The following is a 22,414-nucleotide window of genomic DNA, read 5'->3' on the forward strand; positions in this document are numbered from 1 at the left end:
CTTGTAGTCATTATTCCTTACAGGCTAGCCGGGAAGACTTATTTTTCAGCGACTAATCAAACCAAAACAGTTTACAGAGATGTTAATGGAATGAAAAGAAAAAACCGACTACTGTAAAAAAACCAATAAATTAACTTTATTATTAATCAAAGTGTTACATTGGGTTTGTATCTACATTCAGGGCGACTCAATGTCGCCCTGATATTCCCAGAATTACAGTACCAGGCGACGAATATCGCTTAAGCAACCATTGAGGTACGTAATAAAACGAGCCCCTTCAGCACCATCAATGACACGGTGGTCATATGATAACGACAGTGGTAACTGTAGGCGAGGAATGAACTCTTTTCCATTCCATACTGGTTTCATCTCTGACTTAGATACACCAAGAATCGCGACTTCAGGCGCATTCACAATTGGTGTAAAGGCTGTACCGCCGATTCCGCCAAGGCTGGAAATGGTAAAACAGCCACCCTGCATGTCTGCAGCGGTTAATTTACCGGCACGGGCTTTCTTCGATACGGCTTTCAGTTCGTCAGAAAGTTCATAAATCCCTTTCTTGTTGACGTCCTTAAAGACAGGAACAACCAAACCATTTGGTGTATCAACTGCAATCCCGATATTGACGTATTTCTTAAGAATTAAACTTTCGCCATCTTCTGATAATGAAGAGTTAAACGAAGGAAATGCTTCCAGTGCTTTTGCAGCCGCTTTCATGATAAAGACAAGCGGTGTAATTTTAACCCCTGTGTCTTTCTTAGCTTCAATCGCATTTTGCTCTTTACGGAACGCTTCCAGTTCAGTGATGTCCGCATTATCCCACTGAGTAACATGAGGAATCATGACCCAGTTACGATGCAGGTTCGCACCTGAGATTTTCTTAATACGGGACAAAGGCTGAACTTCTGTATCACCAAATTTACTAAAGTCCACTTTTGGCCATGGCAGCAAGCCCAGTGCACTGCCATCACCACCGGATGCAGCTCCAGACTCAAGACGTTTCAGCGCTTCTTTTACGTAGTTCTGAACATCTTCTTTCAGGATACGGCTCTTACGGCCAGTCCCTTTAAGTTTTGACAGATCAACGCCAAATTCCCGGGCCAGACGACGCACAACCGGAGAAGCATGTGCATACTCATTATTTTCTTTAAATTCACCGCTGGATGCCGGCGCTGAGCTGGCTGGTGCTGCTTTCGGTGCTTCTGCTTTCGCTGAAGCTGCAGGAGCGGCGGCTGGCGCTGCAACTGAAGCTGGTGCTGCACCCGCAACTTCAAAGACCATGATCAGAGAACCAGTTGATACCTTATCACCAGTTGCAATCTTGATTTCTTTCACTGTACCTGCGAATGGTGCAGGTACTTCCATTGATGCTTTATCGCCTTCGACGGTAATCAGTGATTGTTCTTCTTCAATGGTATCGCCAACCGCTACCATGATTTCGGTCACTTCAACTTCGTCACCACCGATATCGGGTACATTGACTTCTTTCGCTGTCGCGGCAACAGGTGCCACCACTGAAGCTGCTTCTGCAGGAGCTGCAACCGGAGCCGCACCAGAACCAGCGACTTCAAATACCATGATAAGAGAGCCAGTTGATACTTTGTCACCTGATGCCACTTTAATTTCTTTCACGGTACCAGCAAGTGGTGCAGGCACTTCCATTGAGGCTTTATCGCCTTCAACGGTAAGCAATGACTGCTCTTCTTCTACTGAATCGCCAACAGCGACCATAATTTCAGTGACTTCAACTTCATCACCGCCGATATCCGGCACGTGAATTTCTTTCAACTCGGATGCAGCCGGTGCCGCAGCCGGAGTTTCTGAAGCCGGTGCTGGTGCCGCTTCTGAGGCACCCGCATCTTCGGTATCAAAAATCATAATTAAAGAGCCGGTAGAGACTTTGTCCCCTTCGGTGACCTTAATTTCTTTTACAATCCCGGCCTGAGAGGCCGGTACTTCCATAGAAGCTTTATCACCTTCAACGGTAATCAGAGACTGTTCTTCTTCAACTTTGTCACCAACGCTTACAAGAATCTCAGTAACTTCAACCTCATCCGCACCAATGTCAGGTACCTTAATTTCGATTGCCATTGCTATTTCCTACCTCATTAAGCGTATAGTGGATTCATTTTATCTGTGTTGATATCGAATTTCTTAATCGCATCAGCGACAACAGAACGTTCAACATCACCGCGTTTTGCCAGCTCAGTCAGAGCAGCGACAACCACATATCCGGCATTCACTTCAAAATGACGACGAAGATTATCGCGACTGTCTGAACGACCAAAGCCATCAGTACCAAGGACTTTATAAGACTCAGCAGGGATAAAGGCGCGTACCTGCTCTGCATAATTCTTCATATAATCCGTTGCTGCAATTGCTGGTTCATTGCCCAAAACAGTTGCAATGTAAGGCACTTTTTCTTCCGCTTCCGGATGCAACATATTGTCACGTTCGATAGCCTGACCATCTCGAGCCAGTTCATTAAACGAAGTCACAGAGAAAACGTCTGAAGCAACACCATATTCTTCACTCAGAATAGAAGCCGCTTTACGAACTTCATTCATGATCGTACCTGAGCTCATAAGCTGAACTTTACCCTTATCACCAGCATAAGTTTCCAGCTTATAAATACCTTTACGAATACCATCTTCTGCCCCTTCCGGCATCGCTGGCATAGCATAGTTTTCATTCATCAGAGTCAGATAGTAATAAACATTTTCATTGTCTCCGTACATACGACGGATACCATCCTGAACAATCACAGCGACTTCATACGCAAACGTAGGATCATAAGACACACAGTTTGGAACAGTACCGGCCATAATATGTGAATGACCATCTTCGTGCTGCAAGCCTTCCCCATTCAGTGTCGTACGTCCTGCGGTTGCACCAAGCAGGAAGCCACGTGCCTGTTGGTCTCCGGCCATCCATGCCATATCACCGACACGCTGGAAACCAAACATAGAATAGTAAATATAGAAAGGAATCATTGGCAGGTCGTTAGTACTGTATGATGTTGCCGCAGCAACCCATGAGGACATAGCACCTAACTCATTAATGCCTTCCTGGAGAACCTGACCAGAAGTATCTTCTTTGTAGTAAGAGACAACACCACGATCTTCCGGTGTATAGGTCTGACCATGAGGATTATAGATACCAATCTGACGGAATAAGCCTTCCATACCAAAGGTACGAGCTTCATCAGCCACGATTGGCACAATATTTTTACCGATATTTTTGTTTTTAAGCAGTACATTCAATGTACGTACAAACGCCATTGTTGAAGAGATTTCACGCTTCTGAGCTTCAAGCAATGGTTTAAACTCATCCAGCTCAGGGGTAACAAATTCCTGAGTGGAATTAAGTAACCGCTGCGGAGTATAACCATGCAACGCTTTACGGTGAGCATGAAGATACTCATATTCAGCAGATCCTTCTTCCAGTTTCAGATACGGAAGAGATTTAAGATCTTCATCAGATACCAGATCCTGAAGAGCAAGACGATCACGCAAGTGTTCAACATGAGTCATGTCCATTTTCTTCACCTGGTGAGCGATATTCTTACCTTCAGCAGCATCGCCCATTCCATAGCCTTTTACCGTTTTAGCAAGAATAACTGTTGGTTTGCCTTTTGTATCCTGAGCATTTTTAAACGCAGCATACAGTTTAGAAGAATCGTGACCACCCCGTTTAAGAGCAAAGATTTCTTCGTCAGTCCAGTCAGCAACCAATGCGGCTGTTTCCGGGTATTTATTGAAGAAATGCTCACGAACATAAGCACCATCTTTTGATTTAAATGTCTGGTAATCACCATCCACGGTTTCATTCATTAACTGAAGCAGTTTACCTGACGTGTCTTTCGCCAGCAGGCTATCCCAGTTATTTCCCCAGATCACTTTTACAACATTCCATCCGGCACCTTTGAAGAGACCTTCAAGTTCCTGAATAATTTTCCCGTTACCCATAACAGGTCCATCCAGACGCTGCAGGTTACAGTTAATGACAAAGCAAAGATTATCCAGTTTTTCACGGGCAGCAAATGAAATAGCCCCACGTGATTCCGGTTCATCCATTTCACCATCGCCAAGAAATGCATAAACACGTTGTGCTGACGTGTCTTTCAGACCACGACCTTCCAGGTATTTCAGAAAACGCGCCTGGTAAATAGAAGCAATCGGTCCCAATCCCATTGACACCGTCGGGAATTGCCAGAACTCAGGTAATAACTTCGGATGCGGATAAGATGGCAACCCCTTACCATCTACTTCCTGACGGAAATGATCTAACTGGTCTTCAGTCAAACGTCCTTCGACGAAAGCACGAGCATAGATTCCCGGAGAAATGTGTCCCTGATAATAAACCAAATCTCCGCCATCTTTTTCATTTGGCGCGCGGAAAAAATGGTTAAAACAGGTTTCATAAAATGCAGCAGATGACTGGAATGATGCCATATGACCACCCAGTTCAAGATCTTTCTTCGAAGCGCGAAGAACAATCATGACGGCATTCCAGCGAATAATAGAGCGAATACGACGTTCCAGGATGGTATCTCCCGGATATGCCGGTTCTTTATCCACCGGGATAGTGTTAATGTAGTTTGTCGTGGCTCCAGTCGGCATATCAATACCATCCAGAGTCGCTTTTTCTAAAACCTGCTCAAGTAAATACTGAGCACGTTCAACACCTTCTTCACGTACAACTGATTCCAGAGCTTCTAACCACTCTTGGGTCTCCAGTTGATCTACGTCATGCTTCATGTCAGACATGGCGATCTATCCTTTTGTTGGTTTGATCTAACAAACAAGTAATAACTAATTAGTCATCACCCTGCTGAATCCTGCGAAGAGAGCGCTCTCGTCGAGTTTCCTCTCTGTCTAAATCCAGCAACGTTTCTTCAATGAAAGCTAAATGGGTATGCGACATTTCGCGTGCTTTCTCCGGCTCGCCTGAAACGATAGCATCCACGACATTAGCTCTTTGCTTACTTACTTTCTCCACCACTTCAGGGCGGCGGTATAATAATTTGAAATTCTGTTGAACATTTTGTTCGAGAAGTGGCGCCAGACTACGGACAATGTGCAGTAAAATCATGTTATGTGCTGCTTCTGCCAGCGTGATTAAAAATTCAACCACTTCTACCGATTCTGCTTTTACATCATTGCTCTGTTGCTTTTCATGAATTCGATCCAGACACGCATAAATTCGGGCAAAATCTTCTTCCGTTCCCCGCAACGCGGCAAAATAGGCAGAGATTCCTTCTAAAGCATGTCTGGCTTCAAGAACATCCAGTTGAGTTTCCGGGTGACTTGATAATAAATTTAGCAGAGGATCAGAAAAACTGGACCATAAACGCTCACTGACAAACGTTCCTCCACCCTGACGACGAGTCAGCAACCCTTTCGCTTCCAGACTCTGAATGGCTTCTCTGACCGATGGACGAGAAACGTCAAACTGCTTAGCCAGTTCCCGTTCAGGAAGAAGCTTCTGCCCTGCGGCCAAAGACCCTTCCAGAATTAACCGCTCTAATTCCTGTTCAATAACATCGGACAATTTAGGCTGTCGAATTCTTTGGTAGGCCATAAGCTCATTCTTCTTATCATCATTGCAACAGGCAATTGGTAATACCAATTTAAGAGTGGAGCAAAAAATAGCATAACGCAAAGATAACTGTCCAGAGAAAAATTGACCTGAATCATGGAATTGCAGTTTCAGACACATTCTGGTAACAACAATTCCATTAAAATAGAGGGGATTAGGTGATTTGAAAGAAAATTAATAACAGTTGATTATAAAACATCGATTTATATGACTAGCTTATTAGTTTCTTTTCTTTCATAAATGGAAACTTATAATTCAAATAGATATAAATTATATTCTCTATTTAGCCGTGATATTCTCAACCATCAGCTGAACGGACTGATTACCACGAAACTCATTAATATCAAGCCGGTATGCTAAGTGCACCGTATTGACGGTGGAATCCGGCCAACGGCGAATATCCACATTGAATGCGATACCATCCACCATAAGATGCGTCGGATGACCTTTGAATAAGGGTTCCAACATCAATTTCAGGTGTTTCTCCCCAACCAGTTTCTGATGTAAAACTTTAAATTCTCCATCAAATACCGGTTCCGGAAATCCTTGTCCCCAGGGGCCTCCCTGACGAAGAATGCCTGCGGTATGCAGAGAAAAATCTTCAGGTTTCAATTCCCCATCGGATAGAATCTTACCTTTTAAGGTGCTATCGTCGAGAAATTGTCTGGCAACATCATCAAAAAGGCGGGAAAATTCGTCAAACCGTTCTTCAGATATCGATAGTCCGGCCGCCATTGCATGCCCACCAAATTTTAAAATAATGCCTGGATTTTTGGTATCAATAAGGTCAAGGGCATCACGCATATGAAAACCGGGAACTGACCGGCATGACCCCTTAATGATACCATCTCCGGAATCGGCAAAAGCAATGACCGGGCGGTGGAAACGCTCTTTGATTCTTGAAGCAAGAATACCAATGACTCCCTGATGCCAGTCCCGCTGAAATAAAACGATACCATGAGGCAGTGACTGCCCCTCACCAAACTGCAGTCGCTCACAAAAGGCCATGGCTTCCTGCTTCATGCCTTCTTCAATTTCTTTCCGGGTCTGGTTCAACCCATCCAGCTCGGTTGCCATCCGACGAGCAGCATGAATGTTGTTACAAAGGAGCAATTCCACACCGAATGACATATCATCAAGACGACCGGCCGCATTAATTCTTGGCCCCAAAGCAAAACCGAAATCCGCTGCAATGATTTTTCTCGGATCTCTTTTGGACACTTCAATCAGCGCCTGAATTCCCGGCCGGACAAAGCCGGAACGAATTCGTTGCAGCCCCTGATGAACAAGAATCCGATTATTTTTATCCAGAGGCACGACGTCTGCGACGGTCCCCAGAGCAACAAGATCAACCAATTCCATTAATTTGGGCTCGGTTATCTTTTTCTCAGAAAACCAACCAGAATTACGCATATGAACACATAGTGCCATCATCAGATAAAACGCAACTCCAACGCCAGCCAGCGCTTTAGATGGGAAATGACAGCCATCCAGGTTCGGGTTGACCATCGCATCCGCGTCCGGCAGCAGATCGCCGGGCAAATGATGGTCCGTAACGATGACCGTTAATCCTTTTTCCTTGGCATACTTCACCCCTTCAATCGAAGATACGCCGTTATCTACCGTCATAATGACTTCCGCACCCAGCGATAGCGCCTGATCGACCACATCCGGACTCAGTCCATAACCGTCCTCGAAACGGTTCGGGACAAGATAATCGACGTTATGACAGCCCAGCATCCGGAATGCCAGCACGGAAAGCGCGGAACTGGTTGCCCCATCGGCATCAAAATCCCCAACCACAATCATTCGTTTTTGCTGTCTGATGGCATCAAACAGCAGTTCGACAGCCAGACTGATACCATCCAGCTGTTGGTAACTGTGCAACGAACGAACGCCACGCTCAAGCTGTTCTGTCGTAGTAATTCCCCGACTTACGTAAACCCGGCGTAAAATATCTGGAATATTATCCGGCAAAAGGGAAATATCCGGTTCAGGTCTTTTTTGTATCTCTATCATAATAGAATTTGGCTCACCCACGGGTGAGCCACTCACAGAAAGGTTCTTTAACGAAATGGAAATTTACATGCGCTCTAATCGGTCCAACAGGTTCTTCGGAGGGAGATACCCGCCAACCATCATGCCATTGGGCAGGTAAATCGCCGGCGTTCCGGTTACTCCGAGTTCACGGCCAAGCTGATGCTGTTGCGCTATTTTTTTCTGACATGAAGGGAAGTTCACCGTTGGAGAAGGCAGTTTTCGTTCTTCCTTGGCCTCGGTTAGTGCCTTAGCCGGATCATCCGCGCACCATATTGCCGCCATTTGATCCGCCACGGGCCCTTTTGCCCCCTGTCTTGGAAATGCCAAATACCGTATCGTGATACCAAGCGCATTATACAGCTTCATGTCCTTATGCAACTTAACACAATATCCGCAGGTAATATCCGTGAAAACGGTCACCACGTATTTTTCGTTTTTGGCTTTATAGACGATCATATCATCCGATAGCGCATTGATTTTTTTCGCATCTAATGGCGCCTGACGTTTTGCAATAACATCATAATAGGTACCGTTTTTATTCATTTTATACAATTTTCCGGCAATGAAAAAATCGCCATTCGGGCTGGAAAAAATCACACCACCCGAGGTCTGAAGTTCAACCAGGCCTTCAATGTCCGATGGTCGGACGTCGCTAACCGTCACTCCTAATCGTGCAAACTTTTTCGTCAGCTCTTGTTTATTAAAATCGGTCGCGTTTGCCGCGGTCAGACTACTAATAAAAACAAAGACGGTTATTGCTATTATTTGGCGTATCAAACGCATGTGTTCACCTTTATGCTCTTGGATGATGATCATGATGGATCTGTTTAAGTCTTTCAGTCGCTACATGAGTATAAATTTGTGTTGTCGATAAGTCACTGTGGCCCAATAACATCTGTACGACCCGCAAGTCTGCCCCATGGTTCAGTAAATGTGTCGCAAAGGCATGGCGTAACACGTGAGGCGACAACTGGTCCACATCAATACCGGCCACAACGGAATAATGTTTGATTCGGTGCCAGAACGTCTGCCGGGTCATCATTCTTGCCCGTTTACTGGGAAAAATCACATCCGATGACTGTTCTCCCAACAAAGCCGGGCGGCCCGATTTCAAAAAGCGCTCGATCCATTCAATGGCATTTTCACCCATAGGAACCAAGCGTTCTTTCCCGCCTTTACCGACAACACGAACCAGCCCTTGTCTCAGACTCATATTTTCCATTGTCAGGGTCACCAATTCAGAAACCCTCAGCCCGGTCGCGTAAAGCAGTTCCAGCATCGCTTTATCCCGAAGCTCAATGGGGTCATCGGTATTCGGAGCCGACAATAAGTCATCGACCTGTACTTCCGTTAAATCTTTCGGTAATCGTTTCGGCAACTTAGGGGTAATCAATAATGCGCTGGGATCATCGGCCCTGATTTTTTGCCGGTGTAGGTACTGAAACAAGCGGCGAATCGCAGACAACATCCTGGCACGGCTGGTTTGCTTATAATTCTGATCCATCAGCCAGGACTGGTAATCCTGCAACCCAGAAAGACTGATAAACGATAACCGATAGTTCCCCCGTTCCATCCATTCCAGCAACTTATACAAATCATTACGGTATGAGTCCATTGTATTTTGTGATAACCCTCTTTCTAACCAGAGGTTATCAAGAAATTCATCAACAATACGTTGCTCCGCAAATACTTTTTCTGACACGTTTTTTTCCGAATTCTGCGCGTATTCCTATAGTTAATACCATTCATGAGGTAATGTGAAGTCATATACTGATTTTATTTACAGTATATGACATTCCCTTGTCGATAGATGGCTCGCAGGGTAAACTTCTCCTCATGATAAAATAAATACAATTCAGCATGAAAATTGGTCTTTTTTACGGTTCAACAACCTGCTATACAGAAATGGCGGCTGAAAAAATCCGCAATCTCATCGGTGAAGACATTGTCGACGTCTATAACGTTAAAGAATCCCCTCTGTCATTAATGGAGAACTACGATTTTCTGATTCTCGGCATTTCGACCTGGGATTTCGGAGAAATTCAGGAAGACTGGGCCGCTATCTGGGATGAATTAAGTAAGCCGGATCTGAGCGGTAAATTTGTTGCTCTCTTTGGTCTGGGCGATCAGGAAGGTTACGGTGAATGGTTCCTCGACGCCATGGGATTGCTGCATGATGAACTGACGCAATGTGGTGTCCGGTTTCTGGGCTACTGGTCAACGGAAGGCTATGAATTCGACTCATCTAAGGCCATTACTAACGATGGTTCTCAATTCGTAGGATTAGCTCTGGATGAAGATTCTCAGTTTGAGTTAAGCGACGATCGTATCGCCACCTGGGTAGAGCAAATATTAGTGGAATACCACGAATCACTTTAAGCCTTTAAATAATGCTGACTATTTATCTGTCAGGCTTTTACGGTACCGGCTCCAGTCAAAAGACAGACCGGGGTCACTTTTGCGAAGCGGTGCAATGAATTGATGCCCGGTTATCCGGTTTTTTTTAATTGCCGGGTATTTTTCCTGAATCGCTTTCGTTAACTCAGCCAATGACTGATATTGTTCCTCCGTATAGGTAACCATGTCGGTTCCTTCTAACTCAATTCCAATCGAGAAATCATTGCACTTTTGCTTTCCCGAAAACGATGACACCCCGGCATGCCATGCCCTGTTATCAAAGGAAACAAACTGAACAATCTCGCCATCCCGGCGAATAAAACAATGAGCAGACACCCTCAATGAAGCAATTTGGACAAAAAACGGATGGCTGGCAGAATCCAGCTTACCGGTAAACAATTGCTCAACATAAGGACCACCAAACCGGCCCGGTGGCAAACTGATATTATGAATCACCAGTAAAGAAATATCATCAGTCTCCGGACGTTTATCATAGAAAGATGAGGGAACTCTCCTTGCCCCCGGGAACCATCCGTCACTACTGATCTTCATGTTTATTCCACCTTTCCGTTATAAATTTTTGATATTTGTGGCTGAATTTATACAGGGGTAAGCGTATCATCTGCGACTTGTCTAACCAATACTGAATTAGTGATGAAAGAGAAACACGATAGCCAGACTCGTCTGGACTACCTGAAAACTCAGCTACCCCTGGATATCAAAAGAAGTGTCACTGATGCCCTGAAAGAAGATTTAGGGGGCATTCTGGATACATCTGCCGATATTACTGCGAATCTGATTCCATCTGACCAACAAAATGTTGCCACACTGATAACCCGGGAACACGGTGTTTTTTGTGGCAAACAATGGGCTGACGAAGTTTTCATTCAATTAGGAAATGAAGTCACCATCGACTGGCATGTCAATGACGGAGACGTTATCGAGCCCAATCAGAAGCTTTGCACTCTACGGGGACCATCCCGGGCTTTATTAACAGGCGAACGTAACGCGATGAATTTTATTCAAACGCTTTCAGGTTGTGCCACATTAGTCTCAATTTACGTGAAAGCCATGGAAGGTACTGGCTGTCGTTTACTGGATACCCGTAAAACTATCCCGGGACTTAGAAACGCGTTGAAGTACGCCGTTTCCTGTGGAGGTGGTTTCAATCACCGTGTCGGGGTTTTTGATGCCTATCTGATTAAAGAAAATCATATTATTGCCTGTGGAGGTATCAGGAAAACCATCGAGACTGCCAAAACATTAAATCCGGGAAAACCCGTTGAAGTTGAAACAGAATCATTAGCTGAATTATCCGAAGCAATTGATGCCGGTGCAGACATTATTATGCTGGATAATTTCAGCAGAGAAATGATGATTAAAGCTGTAAAAATTAATGCAGGACGCGCCGCATTAGAAACATCCGGCAATGTCACTATCGATACACTAAGAGAATATGCCCTTACCGGCGTGGACTATATTTCTGTCGGAGCGTTAACAAAAAACATTAAAGCACTGGATCTTTCAATGAGATTTCAGCAATAGCATTTTTATTTTACCCAACAAAAAGGGAGCGAAACGCTCCCTTTTTGCTAATTACACCGGAAAAACAAACTCAACAAGCTTTCACACTGATTGAAATATTAATCATTATACGATTGTCCCTGCAAATGTAATTCTGGCTTATAGCAACTCAAAAATTAATTCCCGGCACGTACGTCCGCACTGAATAAGTCTTCATCTGAAGGCTGGTGACTTGGCGTAGGAGACGCAATCCAGGTAGTGTTCAGAAGATGTTTCCAGTTAACGTTCTCGCTGGCTGCGTTACCACCCCAGGTACCACATCCCAATGTCAGCGTAATTGGCATATAGTTTGTCCACGAGCCTGAGTTAGCCAGACATTGTGGCTGATTAACCATAACACGGGAAACTTTAACTGAACGACCTAAATGAAGAATACGTTCCTGATTTGTTGAATGGATACCGCAAGAATGACCACTACCAGAATAATTCGTAATGTCATTAACAAGCTGAACCGCTTCATCGAAAGAATTCCATTGATAAAGCGTGGTTATCACAGATAACTTCTCACCAGAAAAAGGATAATCCTTACCAATTCCAGTTTCTTCAACCATCAGAAATTCTTTACCTTCAGGAAGCTCAATACCGGCAATCTCTGCGATTCTGGAAGCGGGTTGGGCTACGATATCCCGGTTCAATGTACCATTGAGCCACATTGCATCCTGCAACTTTTGCTTTTCTTCAGAACTAAGCAGATAACCTTTGTGATTTTCCATTGCAGAAATAAAATCAGGGTAAATTTCTTTATAAACAATGCAACCATTTTCTGAAGAACAGCTGGTTGCGTAGTCAAATGTTTTTGACTGATAGATCTTCTCAGCAACTTCATCCAAATCAGCCGTTTCATCAACAACGGTATATGAGTTACCAGCACCGACACCATAAGCTGGCGTACCGGAACTGTATGCAGCCGAAACCAGACCACCACCACCGGTAGCAAGAATCAAATCGCACTGTTTCATCAGCCCCTGAGTGTTTTCCATAGAGACTTCGTCCATGTGAATCACCAGGTCAGCCGGAAACCCATTTTTAACCAAAAGCTCTCGGATAAGATCGGCAATGATTTTATTTGTCTGAACAGAACGGGGATGTGGAGCTAAAATGATGGCGTTTCTTGTTTTAATCGCATTCATCGATTTTAGTACAGGTGTTGCTTCACAGTTAGTTACCGGAATAATTGCACCAATAACACCAACCGGTTTCGCTATTTTAATCAAGCCTTTGGCTTTATCTTCTTCAATGATATCGACTGATTTTTCACCTTTCATGTCAAACCAGCCGCCTTTGACTTTATTCACCATTTTGGCATATTTACTTGCTACTTTCCCCATTTGGGTTTCTTCAACCGCAAATTTGGCAATCCGGTGAGCAAATTCGTCTGTCGATGTATGATAGGCAATTCTTTCACACATCCCATCAACTTGTTCCTGAGTAAAATGTTCTATCTGAGCCTGCGCTTTTCTTGCACGCTCTATAAGGTTCGAAATGTAATCAGACACTACCTGTGTTCCTCCGATTATTGTTATCTGTTATTCGTTATTATTTTTATACGTTTTTATTTTTTTGAAATTCAAATGCTATAAGCAGCACGCATATTACTAACAATGCACCCGAAGCACAAACAATAGGCCCTTATGAAGGTCAAAAACACCAATATCTGGGGGGTAGCGCCGAAATTTTTCTATTTAATAATTATCTGAACATCTCAACACATCAAATTGAACAATGTTTCCTTATTGCAAAGTCGTTTCAAAACACTATAGCTCCCTCCCCTTTTTATGAACCTCATTCAGCGAACCTCTCATGACTATTTTTGTTATTTGAATCGAAAAAATAGTAATAGGAATATGTTTAATGAGTATGGATAAATCAATAGGTCATTCCCAACAAGCGGCCTCATCATTTTCCGAAACTAAAATTGTCTCTATCTTTCCGTCATCAATACTCAGGTGGAGAAAAACATGAACAAAAGAAATTGCCGTCAAGATCAACAAGGTTTTACACTGGTCGAACTAATGGTCGTGGTTGCAATCATCGGTATCCTTTCCGCAGTCGCTATCCCGGCCTACAAAAACCATACAAAAAAATCTGAAGTGGCAGTAGCTATGAGTACATCCAGTGCTTTAATCACAAATATTGAGCTCGAAGTACAGACAAATGGCTCCTTCCCCACAGACTTGAAAGAGATTGGCGCGAATAAGAATCTGAATTCTCTTGGGATATTATCGCTCTCTCAGGACAAAACGAATAAAGAAAATGGCTCTGTACTGTTTACGTTTGGAGCCGACAGCTCTGTTCAGGGTAAAAAAGTTCAGTACACAAGAAGTAAGACGGGATGGGAATGCCAGCAAGATACTGGCCTAGATATAAAAGGGTGCACGAAAGGCTCTGAATGATCATGACATCAAATCTTCTTGACCTACTGAAACAAGAAAAAATGTTATCTGAAGGACAATATAAAAGTACCATAAAACAAATAAAAAACACCTCAGTTAAGGCTGTACAAGCCTTAACTGATTCAAATCTCATCAACCCGGGTTCTCTGGCAGACTTTTTAGCCAGATATTTTTCACTACCCAGAGTCAACCTTAGATCTCATGAATTTTCCGATCATCTCTGGACTGATTATGATCTGATGTTTAAATACTCGGCAATTCCGGTTGATGAATCCGGACAAAGCATCACGCTGGCCGTTGCCGATCCGACAATCCCGAATCTTGAACAGGATTTTACATTCGCATCAGGAAAACGAATCCGCATTGTCGTCACTGACTGGACAGAACTCTCAGAAAAACTCGAACGCCATAAAAATAACCATATCATTGCAGAAAACACATTTAGCCACTACACAATAAACTCTGACCCAGGAGAAGACACTGAAGACATAGCAGATGACGACTGGGAAACACATCAGGCACCGGTAACTCAATACCTGTACCGGGTTTTGCTTTTTGCCAATCAAAATCAGGCTTCCGATATCCATTTTGAACCGTTTGAGCAACAATATCAGATAAGAATGAGAATAGACGGACTGTTATCTGCTCAGTTTAAACCGGATAAAGCCATGAGCCGCCGCCTCACAGCAAGAATTAAAGTACTGGCAAACCTGAATATTGCAGAAAGACGTCACCCACAAGATGGTCGTTTCAAAGTAAAAATTTCAGATCATCTCATTGTCGATTTAAGAGTTTCCACACTACCGACGCTCTGGGGCGAAAAAATTGTATTACGCCTGCTAAACTCAAACATTCACACACTAAAAAATCAGACACTGGGAATGAATCCGCGGCAACGATCAATCTGGAAGCAGTCTCTTGACCAGCCTCAGGGACTGATTCTGGTTACCGGCCCGACCGGTAGCGGAAAGACTTATACTCTCTACTCTGGATTATCAGAGCTGGATACATCAGCAAAAAATATAACAACCATTGAAGATCCTGTTGAAATTCAACTTCATGGAATCAATCAGGTTCAGGTGAACCCAAACATTCAGCTCACTTTTTCAAGCGTGTTGAAAGCAATCCTGAGACAAGATCCGGATATCATAATGGTAGGTGAAATAAGAGATAAAGAAACGGCAGAAATGGCTTTCCGGGCAGCGCAAACCGGTCACTTAGTTCTATCCACCTTACATACCAACTCATCGCTAGACAGCCTTTCCAGACTCCGTCAAATCGGTATTCCTGACTACCTGATAGCAAGTTGTACCAATTTAATTATTGCTCAAAGACTGGTAAGACGGTTATGTCCACATTGTAAGATCCCCACACCGGTGCCAGAAGAATTTGATTATCAGAGTTCTCTCTCTTCTGGTTTGGCTTTCAGAGAAAACCCGGACGGTTGCTCATATTGCTATAACGGATTTAAAGGCCGCATAGGTCTTTTTGAATTACTTCCTTTTACAGCAAACAACAAGACGGCGCTTTTTCAATCATCTCAGACACCTTCATCCGAGGAAGTGCAATTTCAAACCTTATGGCAATCCGGGCTAAGCGTACTGAGTGAAGGAGAAACCAGTTTCAATGAACTTCTCAGAGTACTTGAACATGAATAAAACCATTAAATATTTTCGCTGGACAGGAATTAAACATGGCAAAAAAATGAAAGGGGTATCTGTTGATTTTACTCCTGAAGCACTACAGATAAAACTTCAGAAACAGCATATTTACGCAATATCGCTTAAAGAAACCCCTCGCTTTCTTAACATCATCCAGCACACCGGATTAACCAGACAGCAATTACTGATATTCACCCGGCAACTGACAACCACCATCAATGCCAATATGCCTTTACTTTCATCTCTGGAAATGATGACGGGCCAACAACAACCTGTTGCTATACAAAAAATATTAATTCGTATCGAACAATCCATTCAAAATGGCTCAACGTTATCTTCAGCTATGAAAGCCAGTCACCCATATTTACAGGGAACCTATGCAGATCTGATAGAAATCGGCGAAATCAGTGGCAAACTACCAGATTGCCTGCAAAAACTCTCAATGCTTATCGAACAGCAACAACATATAAAAGCCAAAATAATCAAAGCATCGATATATCCGGGATTTGTACTCCTGACGTCCATTATTGTTACTTATCTGATGCTAACCAACGTCGTGCCTGAATTCAGTAAAATTTACGCTTCGATGCATGCTCAGTTACCTGCTTTTACCAACACACTCATTCATTTATCGGATCTGATGCAAACTTACGGTCTCTTAGGATTACTAACCATAAGCTGTTTAATTGGAATTGGACGTTTAAGCTATGTTAAACATCCGACATTCCGCTGTTTGGTTCAGGGAATATTATTCAAACTTCCCATCGTCGGACTCATCATATTTAAAGCCGATATTGCGCGGACAATGCAAACTCTCTTTACCTGTTATAGCTCCGGTATCCCAATCATGGAATGTCTGAACATGGCGCAAAAATCTGTATCAACTGATAAATTCCGTCAGGTACTCAAACAAATCAGTTTTGATATGGAAACCGGTCAGCCACTGAATCTTGCGATGAGTAAACAACTGTGGTTTCCGGTCATTGTTGAACAAATGGTTCATATTGGTGAAAGCTCTGGAACACTCAGTCCGGTATTTGAAAAACTGGCCAATGACTACACAAACCAAATAAACGACACCGTAGATAATTTAGGGAAAATAATAGAACCTATTGTGGTTTTATTAATAGGAACACTGGTCGGAGGCATAGTTATCGCAATGTATTTGCCCATTTTTAACTTAATGAACATGTTAGGCTAGTACAATATTGCTGTCGTTTAAACCGGTTAGACTTTCGGGGACAAGAAGTCGAAAAAATATGCGCGAAAGATCAACAGGCTCTAGGTATACTTATCAGAGCAAGACCAGCCATTATTCAGGTATATGATTTGTTAAATACAGAAACAATAAACGAATATCCAACACTTTTTCTAATACTTGTTACTCTTTTCGGTATTATTATTGGCAGTTTTTTAAATGTAATCATTTACCGCTTACCTCAAATGATGCATCAAAACTGGCTAGAAGATTTCGCAGAGACTTTCCCGGAATATCCGATATCCGTCCCGGACAAAAAGATGAATCTCAGCTTACCGGGATCATTTTGCCCAATCTGTAAAACAAAAATAAAACCCATTCATAATGTTCCTATCTTAAGCTGGTTGTATCTTAAAGGTCATTGCGCATATTGTGGTACCAAAATAAGTATCCGCTATCCCCTAGTTGAGGCTTTATCCGGAGCCATCAGCTATCTGACTTATTCTCATTTTGGCCCGTCTGCGTACACCATTTTCTGCCTGATTTTTGCTTATTTATTAATTTCTGCCGCATTTATTGATGCAGATACAAAACTGCTACCAGACTCCATTACCCTTCCTTTATTGTGGTTGGGATTATTGCTAAGCCTGACTGGAGTATCACCGGTCTCATTGCAGGATTCCGTTACCGGAGCCATCATAGGTTACCTTTGTTTATGGAGTCTGTACTGGCTGTTTAAAATTTTCACCGGCAAAGAAGGCATGGGATACGGAGATTTTAAATTATTAGCGGCTTTAGGTGTCTGGTGCGGCTGGCAAGCCTTACCGATCATTGTATTATTATCATCCGTATCTGGTTCAACATTAGGTATAATTCAGCTATGGATGAACCGCCATCATAAAGAACAAACCACGACTTTTGCTTTTGGCCCTTATCTGGCTCTGGCAGGATGGTTCTGCCTGTTGTGGAAGGATGACATTATGCAATGGTATATTTTTCATATTTTAGGATAAGTACGTGTCATTAATTATTGGGCTGACAGGTGGTATTGCGAGCGGGAAGACAACCGTAGCGAATCTGTTTAATAAACATTTTGGTATTGAAATCATTGATGCTGATATTATAGCCAGACAAGTCGTGGAACCCGGAACCGAGGGTCTGTCTGCTATCATCCGCCGCTACGGCGAAACAATGTTAAATTCAACCGGTAACCTGAACCGTAAGAAATTAAGAGAAGTCGTGTTTTCAGACCCGGCCGAAAAAGAATGGCTGAATAACTTATTGCACCCGATGATTAAACGGGAAATCACTCACGATCTCAATAATATGACTTCACCATACTGTCTACTTGTGATTCCATTACTTGTCGAAAATAACTGGCAATCTCTTTGCGATCGAATTCTCGTCGTTGATGTCAGCGAAAACACACAAATAGAAAGAACAGTAAGCCGGGATCAGGTCAGCCAGAAACAAGCAGAAAAAATACTCTCAGCTCAGGCATCCAGAGATCAAAGACTGGCAATTGCAGACGATATCATTGAAAATAATTTAACTTGTGAACAACTTTTGCCTCAGGTCACACAATTACATAAAAAGTACCTCGCAATTTTTAGTGAAAATCGGTGAAATATAAAGGTTAATAAATTTAAGGCTCGCTTAATGACAACGCATCAGTTTGAACATCCTCTTAATGAAAAAACCCGAATTTACCTTCGAGTCGAAGCGTTATTGCGCCAGTTAGAGCATGCTTCTCAATTTTCTGATGGATATCAACACCAGTTGTTTTTTCGTTCTCTGTTTGACTTACTTGATATATTTGAGCAGATACAGCTTAAAAATGAACTTGCCAAAGATATGGAAAAGCAAAGAATTTTATATCGAAGCTGGTTAAATGTTGATGGTGTCGATGAGTCAACTCTGGTAGCTTTGCTGAGTGAAATCGATCATGTCCACAGTTTACTGATGTCTTCAGACCGATTCGGATTTTCATTAAAAGAAGATCGCTTTTTATCATCTATTCGCCAACGTTTTAACCTCCCCGGAGGATCGTGCTGTTTTGATCTGCCGGCTCTGCACTTTTGGCTGAACTTACCAGCAAAACAAAAACAGTCCGATGCCGCTGACTGGACAAAAACGCTGGAACCCTTATCTAAGGCCCTGAAACTTTGGCTGAAACTCACAAGAGAGACAGGGACTTACCGTTCTCAAACCGCCAAAGCCGGTTTTTTTCAAAGTGATGCCGAAGAAGCTAATATTCTCCGGCTTCTTATTCCTCTGGAATATGGTGTCTATCCAATGATTTCTGGGCATAAGAACCGCTTTGCGATAAAATTTATTGAATTTGAAACCAATCAGGCATGCAGTCAGGATGTCACTTTTGATCTCGCTGTCTGCTGCTAATGTACAATTTTATGAAAGCCAAAATAACCATCGTAAAATGTCCTCAATGCGGCGCATCCGTCGAGTGGACAGAAAACAGCCCATTCCGGCCCTTTTGCAGTAAAAAGTGTCAAATGATTGATTTCGGAACCTGGGCCAATGAAGAAAATTCCATACCCGGAGCTCCGGATTTATCGGATAGTGACCGTTGGTCTGAAGATGAACATTAACAAAAACCGGGAATTATCCCCGGTTTTTTTCTTTTTAGTGAAATAAAACCGCCCGTTATTCGTCTAAACTCTAGTCATACTAAATTTAACCAGAAGTGACAGACTTCATGAATGCAACAACCGCAACTGCACAACAAACTATTAATTCCGGACAAGCTGAAATTTTTCAGGATAAAATCTTCATGCATTCTTTACGACAGAAAATGATGAAGTTTGCTTTAATTCAGGTAAGAAATGAACAACTGGCAGAAGATGCTGTTCAAGAATCATTAATTTCAGCTTATCAGCATATCGAAAAATTTGAGCGTAAGGCCGCCGTTCAAACCTGGATATTTTCCATTCTGAAAAACAAACTTATCGATCTGCTTCGTAAAGAGAACCGACTCACCTCCGCCAGTCAGCTTGAAGATGGTGATGGCTTACATGGCGATGAATTAATTGAGTTTCTTTTTGATCAAAGAGGCCACTGGCACAAAGAACAAAAACCCATTCACTGGGAACAACCGGATTTGGGCGTCGAGAATAGCCATTTCTGGCGTGTCTTTGACGTTTGTTTAAACCACATGCCCGCCCGGTACAGCCGTTATTTTATGATGAGAGAATTTCTGGAGCTGGATACGAATGAAATTTGTGAAAACGAAGATTTATCTGTAAATCAGCTTAATGTCACCCTTTACCGGGCCCGGTTAAAGTTAAGAGAGTGCCTGGAAAACAACTGGTATTTGCAGGAGGATCAATCATGATGAATTGTAAGCAGGCCACTCAACTCCTGTCGGAAAAGCAGGACAGAGATCTTTCCTTAAAAGAACAAATGTCACTGGGCGTGCACATAAGTATGTGTCCTGCATGTCGTAAATTCGGTCATCAAATGAAAGAAATTCGCTTTATATCAAAATGTTACCTTAAAAATCCCACATCAGATGACAATGAATAATTTTTTTTATTTTTTAGTGTAAGAACTTTTCGGTCAGTTACGTCTTATAAATGCACAAACCAATAATATGAGTGAGGAAATATATGAGCGTATCTAAATCTAACATTGCACTTGCTTTATCCGCTGCGGTCGCTTTATCTGCTGCAGCATTGCCTGCACAGGCAGCCGGAAAAGAAAAATGTTATGGCGTTGCCATGGCTGGACAAAATGATTGTGCTGCCGGCCCGGGCACCTCTTGTGCGGGCACCGCAAAAACAGATTATCAGGGCAACAGTTGGAAATTAGTACCGAAAGGAAAATGTGTTGAAATGAAATCACCGACATCGCCAACCAGCTATGGTCAGTTAAAAGCATTTTAATCTCAGGTGGTCACCATGCTGTCATCCATTTCAAAGGGCACTGACGTGCCCTTGCATTTCCCGGACAACACCGGCGTCAGTCTGAAACCTTGCTACTATCAACACATTCTTGATGAAAGTCCCGATGTCGGTTTTTTCGAAATTCATGCGGAAAATTATTTATCTGCCGGAGGGCCGGCTAAATATTATCTGGATAAAATCCGTGAAGATTATCCCCTGACAATCCATGGTGTGGGCTTATCTATTGGCGGAGAACAACCTCTCAATCTGGATCATTTGCAAAAAGTTACAGAGCTAGTCAACAGAATCGATCCTATCGTTTTTTCTGAACATCTCGCCTGGTCCAGTCACTTTGATCATTATTTTAATGACTTACTTCCTTTGCCTTATACCAAAACGACTCTGAATCGGGTCTGTTCGCACATTGATCAGATTCAGTCGGTACTACAGAGAACCATTTTACTTGAGAACCCTTCAACTTATATCGAGTTTGAACAAAATGATTACTCCGAAGTGGAATTTCTTAACCAAATTGCAAAACAAACCGGCTGCCGGTTATTACTGGATGTAAATAATGTTGAAGTGTCCTGTTTTAATCATGGCTGTAGCGCCAGAGATTACTTGGCACAATTCCCGTTAGGTTATGTCGAACAAATACATTTGGCGGGATATACACTCGATGAAAACGAAAATATTCCATTAAAAATCGATTCACACAATGCTCCCGTTTCCTCTGAAGTATGGGAGTTGTACCGGCAGGTTCAGTCCGGTTCCCGTCTCATACCAACACTAATAGAGTGGGACAGTAACCTTCCCGTATTTGATCAGCTCCAAGATCAGGCTCAGGAAGCAGACCGAATCATGACATTGCTAAGGAATTCTTATGCCGATACAGCATCAGCTAACGCAACATATTCAATATAATGCAAAAGACATTCTGAAGGTCATCAAGGGTAAAACACCATCAGAAAAGCGCTCACGTTTATCCGTGTATAAAAATAACGTGTTTCATTCTCTTTCTGCCGCAATGCAGGAAATTTTTCCGGTAACACGGCAGATGGTCGGTGAAGAATGCTTTCAGGCACTCTGCCATCTTTATATAAGCACTGCTCCCCCATCAGGTCCGGTCTTAAGCGAGTATGGCCACCAATTTGCCACTCTTATTGCCAGACAAGCTGAACTGGCTGATTATCCCTATCTTTCAGAACTTGCGGATCTGGAGTACCAGCTTCTCCAGCTCACCAATCAAAAGGAAGCCACGCTCCTGACAGCAGAAGATATCGCAAGCCAACTGGATAATCTGTCCCTTCCACCAGAACAAACTCACTGGCAACTAGCATCAAATGTACAACTGATTAAATCGGATTATCGTATTGGAACGCTGTACAAATCGATTTCCGGTAACCCTGAATCAGACAAGTCAGTCAACTGGTTTGAAAATGAATGGATAGTTCTGTGCAAAAACCAGCTGTGGGGAACATTCTATACTGTCAGTCACAATGAATGGATTGTCCTAAAAACACTTCAACAAGGCGAAATACTTTCGCAAGCAACAGAACATTTACCACAGGAAGAATGGATACCAACGTTTCAAAGTATCATCCAGAAACCACTTTTTGTCTCAATTCAATGAGGAGG

At 42.9% G+C, this 22,414-nt stretch carries 22 protein-coding genes; 14 read left to right on the forward strand and 8 right to left on the reverse strand.

Going from position 1 to position 22,414, the window contains the following annotated elements:
• Positions 1-213 precede the first annotated feature (213 nt).
• The 6 genes from aceF to xerD form a co-directional block, all read right to left on the reverse strand.
• Complete coding sequence (aceF, locus tag LRQ06_RS05155; RefSeq protein ID WP_232765356.1) at positions 214-2,091, reverse strand: pyruvate dehydrogenase complex dihydrolipoyllysine-residue acetyltransferase; 1,878 nt, start codon at positions 2,089-2,091, stop codon at positions 214-216.
• Between the two features lie 17 nt (positions 2,092-2,108).
• Entirely contained in the window at positions 2,109-4,769 is a 2,661-nt protein-coding gene (aceE, locus tag LRQ06_RS05160) for a pyruvate dehydrogenase (acetyl-transferring), homodimeric type (protein WP_232765357.1), read from the reverse strand.
• 49 nt (positions 4,770-4,818) lie between these two features.
• Complete coding sequence (gene pdhR, locus LRQ06_RS05165; RefSeq protein WP_232765358.1) at positions 4,819-5,583, reverse strand: pyruvate dehydrogenase complex transcriptional repressor PdhR; 765 nt, start codon at positions 5,581-5,583, stop codon at positions 4,819-4,821.
• Between the two features lie 297 nt (positions 5,584-5,880).
• On the reverse strand, positions 5,881-7,620 hold the full coding sequence (gene recJ, locus LRQ06_RS05170; protein ID WP_232765479.1) for a single-stranded-DNA-specific exonuclease RecJ: 1,740 nt from the start codon (positions 7,618-7,620) through the stop codon (positions 5,881-5,883).
• 63 nt (positions 7,621-7,683) lie between these two features.
• Positions 7,684-8,424 carry a bifunctional protein-disulfide isomerase/oxidoreductase DsbC gene (gene dsbC, locus LRQ06_RS05175; RefSeq protein WP_232765359.1) on the reverse strand — a complete coding sequence of 247 codons (741 nt, stop codon included), beginning with the start codon at positions 8,422-8,424 and terminating at the stop codon, positions 7,684-7,686.
• 10 nt (positions 8,425-8,434) lie between these two features.
• Positions 8,435-9,343, reverse strand: a complete 909-nt coding sequence (gene xerD, locus LRQ06_RS05180; protein WP_232765360.1) for a site-specific tyrosine recombinase XerD — start codon at positions 9,341-9,343, stop codon at positions 8,435-8,437.
• Positions 9,344-9,501: 158 nt separating this feature from the next.
• On the opposite strand from xerD, the gene fldB reads away from it, so the two are divergent.
• A complete protein-coding gene (gene fldB, locus LRQ06_RS05185; RefSeq protein WP_232765361.1) occupies positions 9,502-10,020 on the forward strand; it encodes a flavodoxin FldB in 519 nt (172 codons plus the stop codon).
• Between the two features lie 18 nt (positions 10,021-10,038).
• Here fldB and ampD read toward each other — a convergent pair whose 3' ends face one another.
• Entirely contained in the window at positions 10,039-10,590 is a 552-nt protein-coding gene (gene ampD, locus LRQ06_RS05190; protein ID WP_232765362.1) for a 1,6-anhydro-N-acetylmuramyl-L-alanine amidase AmpD, read from the reverse strand.
• A 102-nt stretch (positions 10,591-10,692) separates the two neighbouring features.
• Between ampD and nadC the strand changes: the two genes are divergently transcribed.
• A complete protein-coding gene (gene nadC, locus LRQ06_RS05195) occupies positions 10,693-11,583 on the forward strand; it encodes a carboxylating nicotinate-nucleotide diphosphorylase (RefSeq protein ID WP_232765363.1) in 891 nt (296 codons plus the stop codon).
• Between the two features lie 155 nt (positions 11,584-11,738).
• Here nadC and LRQ06_RS05200 read toward each other — a convergent pair whose 3' ends face one another.
• The gene (locus LRQ06_RS05200) at positions 11,739-13,118 is read right to left on the reverse strand and encodes an aldehyde dehydrogenase family protein (protein ID WP_232765364.1); all 1,380 of its coding nucleotides are present in this window, start codon (positions 13,116-13,118) and stop codon (positions 11,739-11,741) included.
• 462 nt (positions 13,119-13,580) lie between these two features.
• On the opposite strand from LRQ06_RS05200, the gene LRQ06_RS05205 reads away from it, so the two are divergent.
• The 12 genes from LRQ06_RS05205 to LRQ06_RS05260 all read left to right on the forward strand — a co-directional run bounded on the left by LRQ06_RS05205 (position 13,581) and on the right by LRQ06_RS05260 (position 22,409).
• Positions 13,581-14,015 (forward strand): pilin, encoded by a 435-nt coding sequence (locus tag LRQ06_RS05205; protein WP_232765365.1) that lies wholly within the window; start codon positions 13,581-13,583, stop codon positions 14,013-14,015.
• Between the two features lie 2 nt (positions 14,016-14,017).
• Positions 14,018-15,673 (forward strand): GspE/PulE family protein, encoded by a 1,656-nt coding sequence (locus tag LRQ06_RS05210; protein ID WP_232765366.1) that lies wholly within the window; start codon positions 14,018-14,020, stop codon positions 15,671-15,673.
• On the forward strand, positions 15,666-16,877 hold the full coding sequence (locus LRQ06_RS05215) for a type II secretion system F family protein (RefSeq protein ID WP_232765367.1): 1,212 nt from the start codon (positions 15,666-15,668) through the stop codon (positions 16,875-16,877). Before LRQ06_RS05210 ends, LRQ06_RS05215 begins: the two co-directional genes overlap by 8 nt.
• A gap of 128 nt (positions 16,878-17,005) precedes the next feature.
• On the forward strand, positions 17,006-17,887 hold the full coding sequence (locus LRQ06_RS05220) for a prepilin peptidase (RefSeq protein WP_232765368.1): 882 nt from the start codon (positions 17,006-17,008) through the stop codon (positions 17,885-17,887).
• Positions 17,888-17,891: 4 nt separating this feature from the next.
• Positions 17,892-18,500 carry a dephospho-CoA kinase gene (gene coaE / locus LRQ06_RS05225; protein ID WP_232765369.1) on the forward strand — a complete coding sequence of 203 codons (609 nt, stop codon included), beginning with the start codon at positions 17,892-17,894 and terminating at the stop codon, positions 18,498-18,500.
• Between the two features lie 33 nt (positions 18,501-18,533).
• Positions 18,534-19,274 carry a cell division protein ZapD gene (zapD, locus tag LRQ06_RS05230; protein WP_232765370.1) on the forward strand — a complete coding sequence of 247 codons (741 nt, stop codon included), beginning with the start codon at positions 18,534-18,536 and terminating at the stop codon, positions 19,272-19,274.
• An 11-nt stretch (positions 19,275-19,285) separates the two neighbouring features.
• Positions 19,286-19,483, forward strand: a complete 198-nt coding sequence (yacG, locus tag LRQ06_RS05235; protein ID WP_232765371.1) for a DNA gyrase inhibitor YacG — start codon at positions 19,286-19,288, stop codon at positions 19,481-19,483.
• Positions 19,484-19,590: 107 nt separating this feature from the next.
• Complete coding sequence (locus LRQ06_RS05240) at positions 19,591-20,226, forward strand: RNA polymerase factor sigma-70 (RefSeq protein ID WP_232765372.1); 636 nt, start codon at positions 19,591-19,593, stop codon at positions 20,224-20,226.
• The gene (locus LRQ06_RS05245) at positions 20,223-20,417 is read left to right on the forward strand and encodes a zf-HC2 domain-containing protein (protein WP_232765373.1); all 195 of its coding nucleotides are present in this window, start codon (positions 20,223-20,225) and stop codon (positions 20,415-20,417) included. Before LRQ06_RS05240 ends, LRQ06_RS05245 begins: the two co-directional genes overlap by 4 nt.
• An 83-nt stretch (positions 20,418-20,500) precedes the next feature.
• Entirely contained in the window at positions 20,501-20,776 is a 276-nt protein-coding gene (locus LRQ06_RS05250; protein ID WP_232765374.1) for a BufA1 family periplasmic bufferin-type metallophore, read from the forward strand.
• Between the two features lie 15 nt (positions 20,777-20,791).
• Positions 20,792-21,700, forward strand: a complete 909-nt coding sequence (gene bufB, locus LRQ06_RS05255; protein WP_232765375.1) for an MNIO family bufferin maturase — start codon at positions 20,792-20,794, stop codon at positions 21,698-21,700.
• Positions 21,660-22,409 (forward strand): HvfC/BufC N-terminal domain-containing protein, encoded by a 750-nt coding sequence (locus tag LRQ06_RS05260; RefSeq protein ID WP_232765376.1) that lies wholly within the window; start codon positions 21,660-21,662, stop codon positions 22,407-22,409. The genes bufB and LRQ06_RS05260 overlap by 41 nt, the downstream gene beginning before the upstream one ends.
• The last annotated feature ends 5 nt before the right edge of the window (positions 22,410-22,414 follow it).

The sequence above is a fragment of the Vibrio salinus genome (assembly GCF_021272385.1).
GTDB classification, from domain to species: domain Bacteria; phylum Pseudomonadota; class Gammaproteobacteria; order Enterobacterales; family Vibrionaceae; genus Vibrio; species Vibrio salinus.

Bases quoted from the DNA above. Each gene is read 5' to 3' on its own strand.
- aceE (WP_232765357.1), bottom strand. From the start codon at position 4,769: ATGTCTGACATGAAGCATGACGTAGATCAACTGGAGACCCAAGAGTGG.
- LRQ06_RS05205 (WP_232765365.1), top strand. From the start codon at position 13,581: ATGAACAAAAGAAATTGCCGTCAAGATCAACAAGGTTTTACACTGGTC.
- ampD (WP_232765362.1), bottom strand. From the start codon at position 10,590: ATGAAGATCAGTAGTGACGGATGGTTCCCGGGGGCAAGGAGAGTTCCC.
- zapD (WP_232765370.1), top strand. From the start codon at position 18,534: ATGACAACGCATCAGTTTGAACATCCTCTTAATGAAAAAACCCGAATT.
- pdhR (WP_232765358.1), bottom strand. From the start codon at position 5,583: ATGGCCTACCAAAGAATTCGACAGCCTAAATTGTCCGATGTTATTGAA.
- LRQ06_RS05240 (WP_232765372.1), top strand. From the start codon at position 19,591: ATGAATGCAACAACCGCAACTGCACAACAAACTATTAATTCCGGACAA.
- fldB (WP_232765361.1), top strand. From the start codon at position 9,502: ATGAAAATTGGTCTTTTTTACGGTTCAACAACCTGCTATACAGAAATG.
- yacG (WP_232765371.1), top strand. From the start codon at position 19,286: ATGAAAGCCAAAATAACCATCGTAAAATGTCCTCAATGCGGCGCATCC.
- aceF (WP_232765356.1), bottom strand. From the start codon at position 2,091: ATGGCAATCGAAATTAAGGTACCTGACATTGGTGCGGATGAGGTTGAA.
- dsbC (WP_232765359.1), bottom strand. From the start codon at position 8,424: ATGCGTTTGATACGCCAAATAATAGCAATAACCGTCTTTGTTTTTATT.
- LRQ06_RS05210 (WP_232765366.1), top strand. From the start codon at position 14,018: ATGACATCAAATCTTCTTGACCTACTGAAACAAGAAAAAATGTTATCT.
- bufB (WP_232765375.1), top strand. From the start codon at position 20,792: ATGCTGTCATCCATTTCAAAGGGCACTGACGTGCCCTTGCATTTCCCG.
- recJ (WP_232765479.1), bottom strand. From the start codon at position 7,620: ATGATAGAGATACAAAAAAGACCTGAACCGGATATTTCCCTTTTGCCG.
- nadC (WP_232765363.1), top strand. From the start codon at position 10,693: ATGAAAGAGAAACACGATAGCCAGACTCGTCTGGACTACCTGAAAACT.
- LRQ06_RS05215 (WP_232765367.1), top strand. From the start codon at position 15,666: ATGAATAAAACCATTAAATATTTTCGCTGGACAGGAATTAAACATGGC.
- LRQ06_RS05260 (WP_232765376.1), top strand. From the start codon at position 21,660: ATGCCGATACAGCATCAGCTAACGCAACATATTCAATATAATGCAAAA.
- LRQ06_RS05250 (WP_232765374.1), top strand. From the start codon at position 20,501: ATGAGCGTATCTAAATCTAACATTGCACTTGCTTTATCCGCTGCGGTC.
- LRQ06_RS05245 (WP_232765373.1), top strand. From the start codon at position 20,223: ATGATGAATTGTAAGCAGGCCACTCAACTCCTGTCGGAAAAGCAGGAC.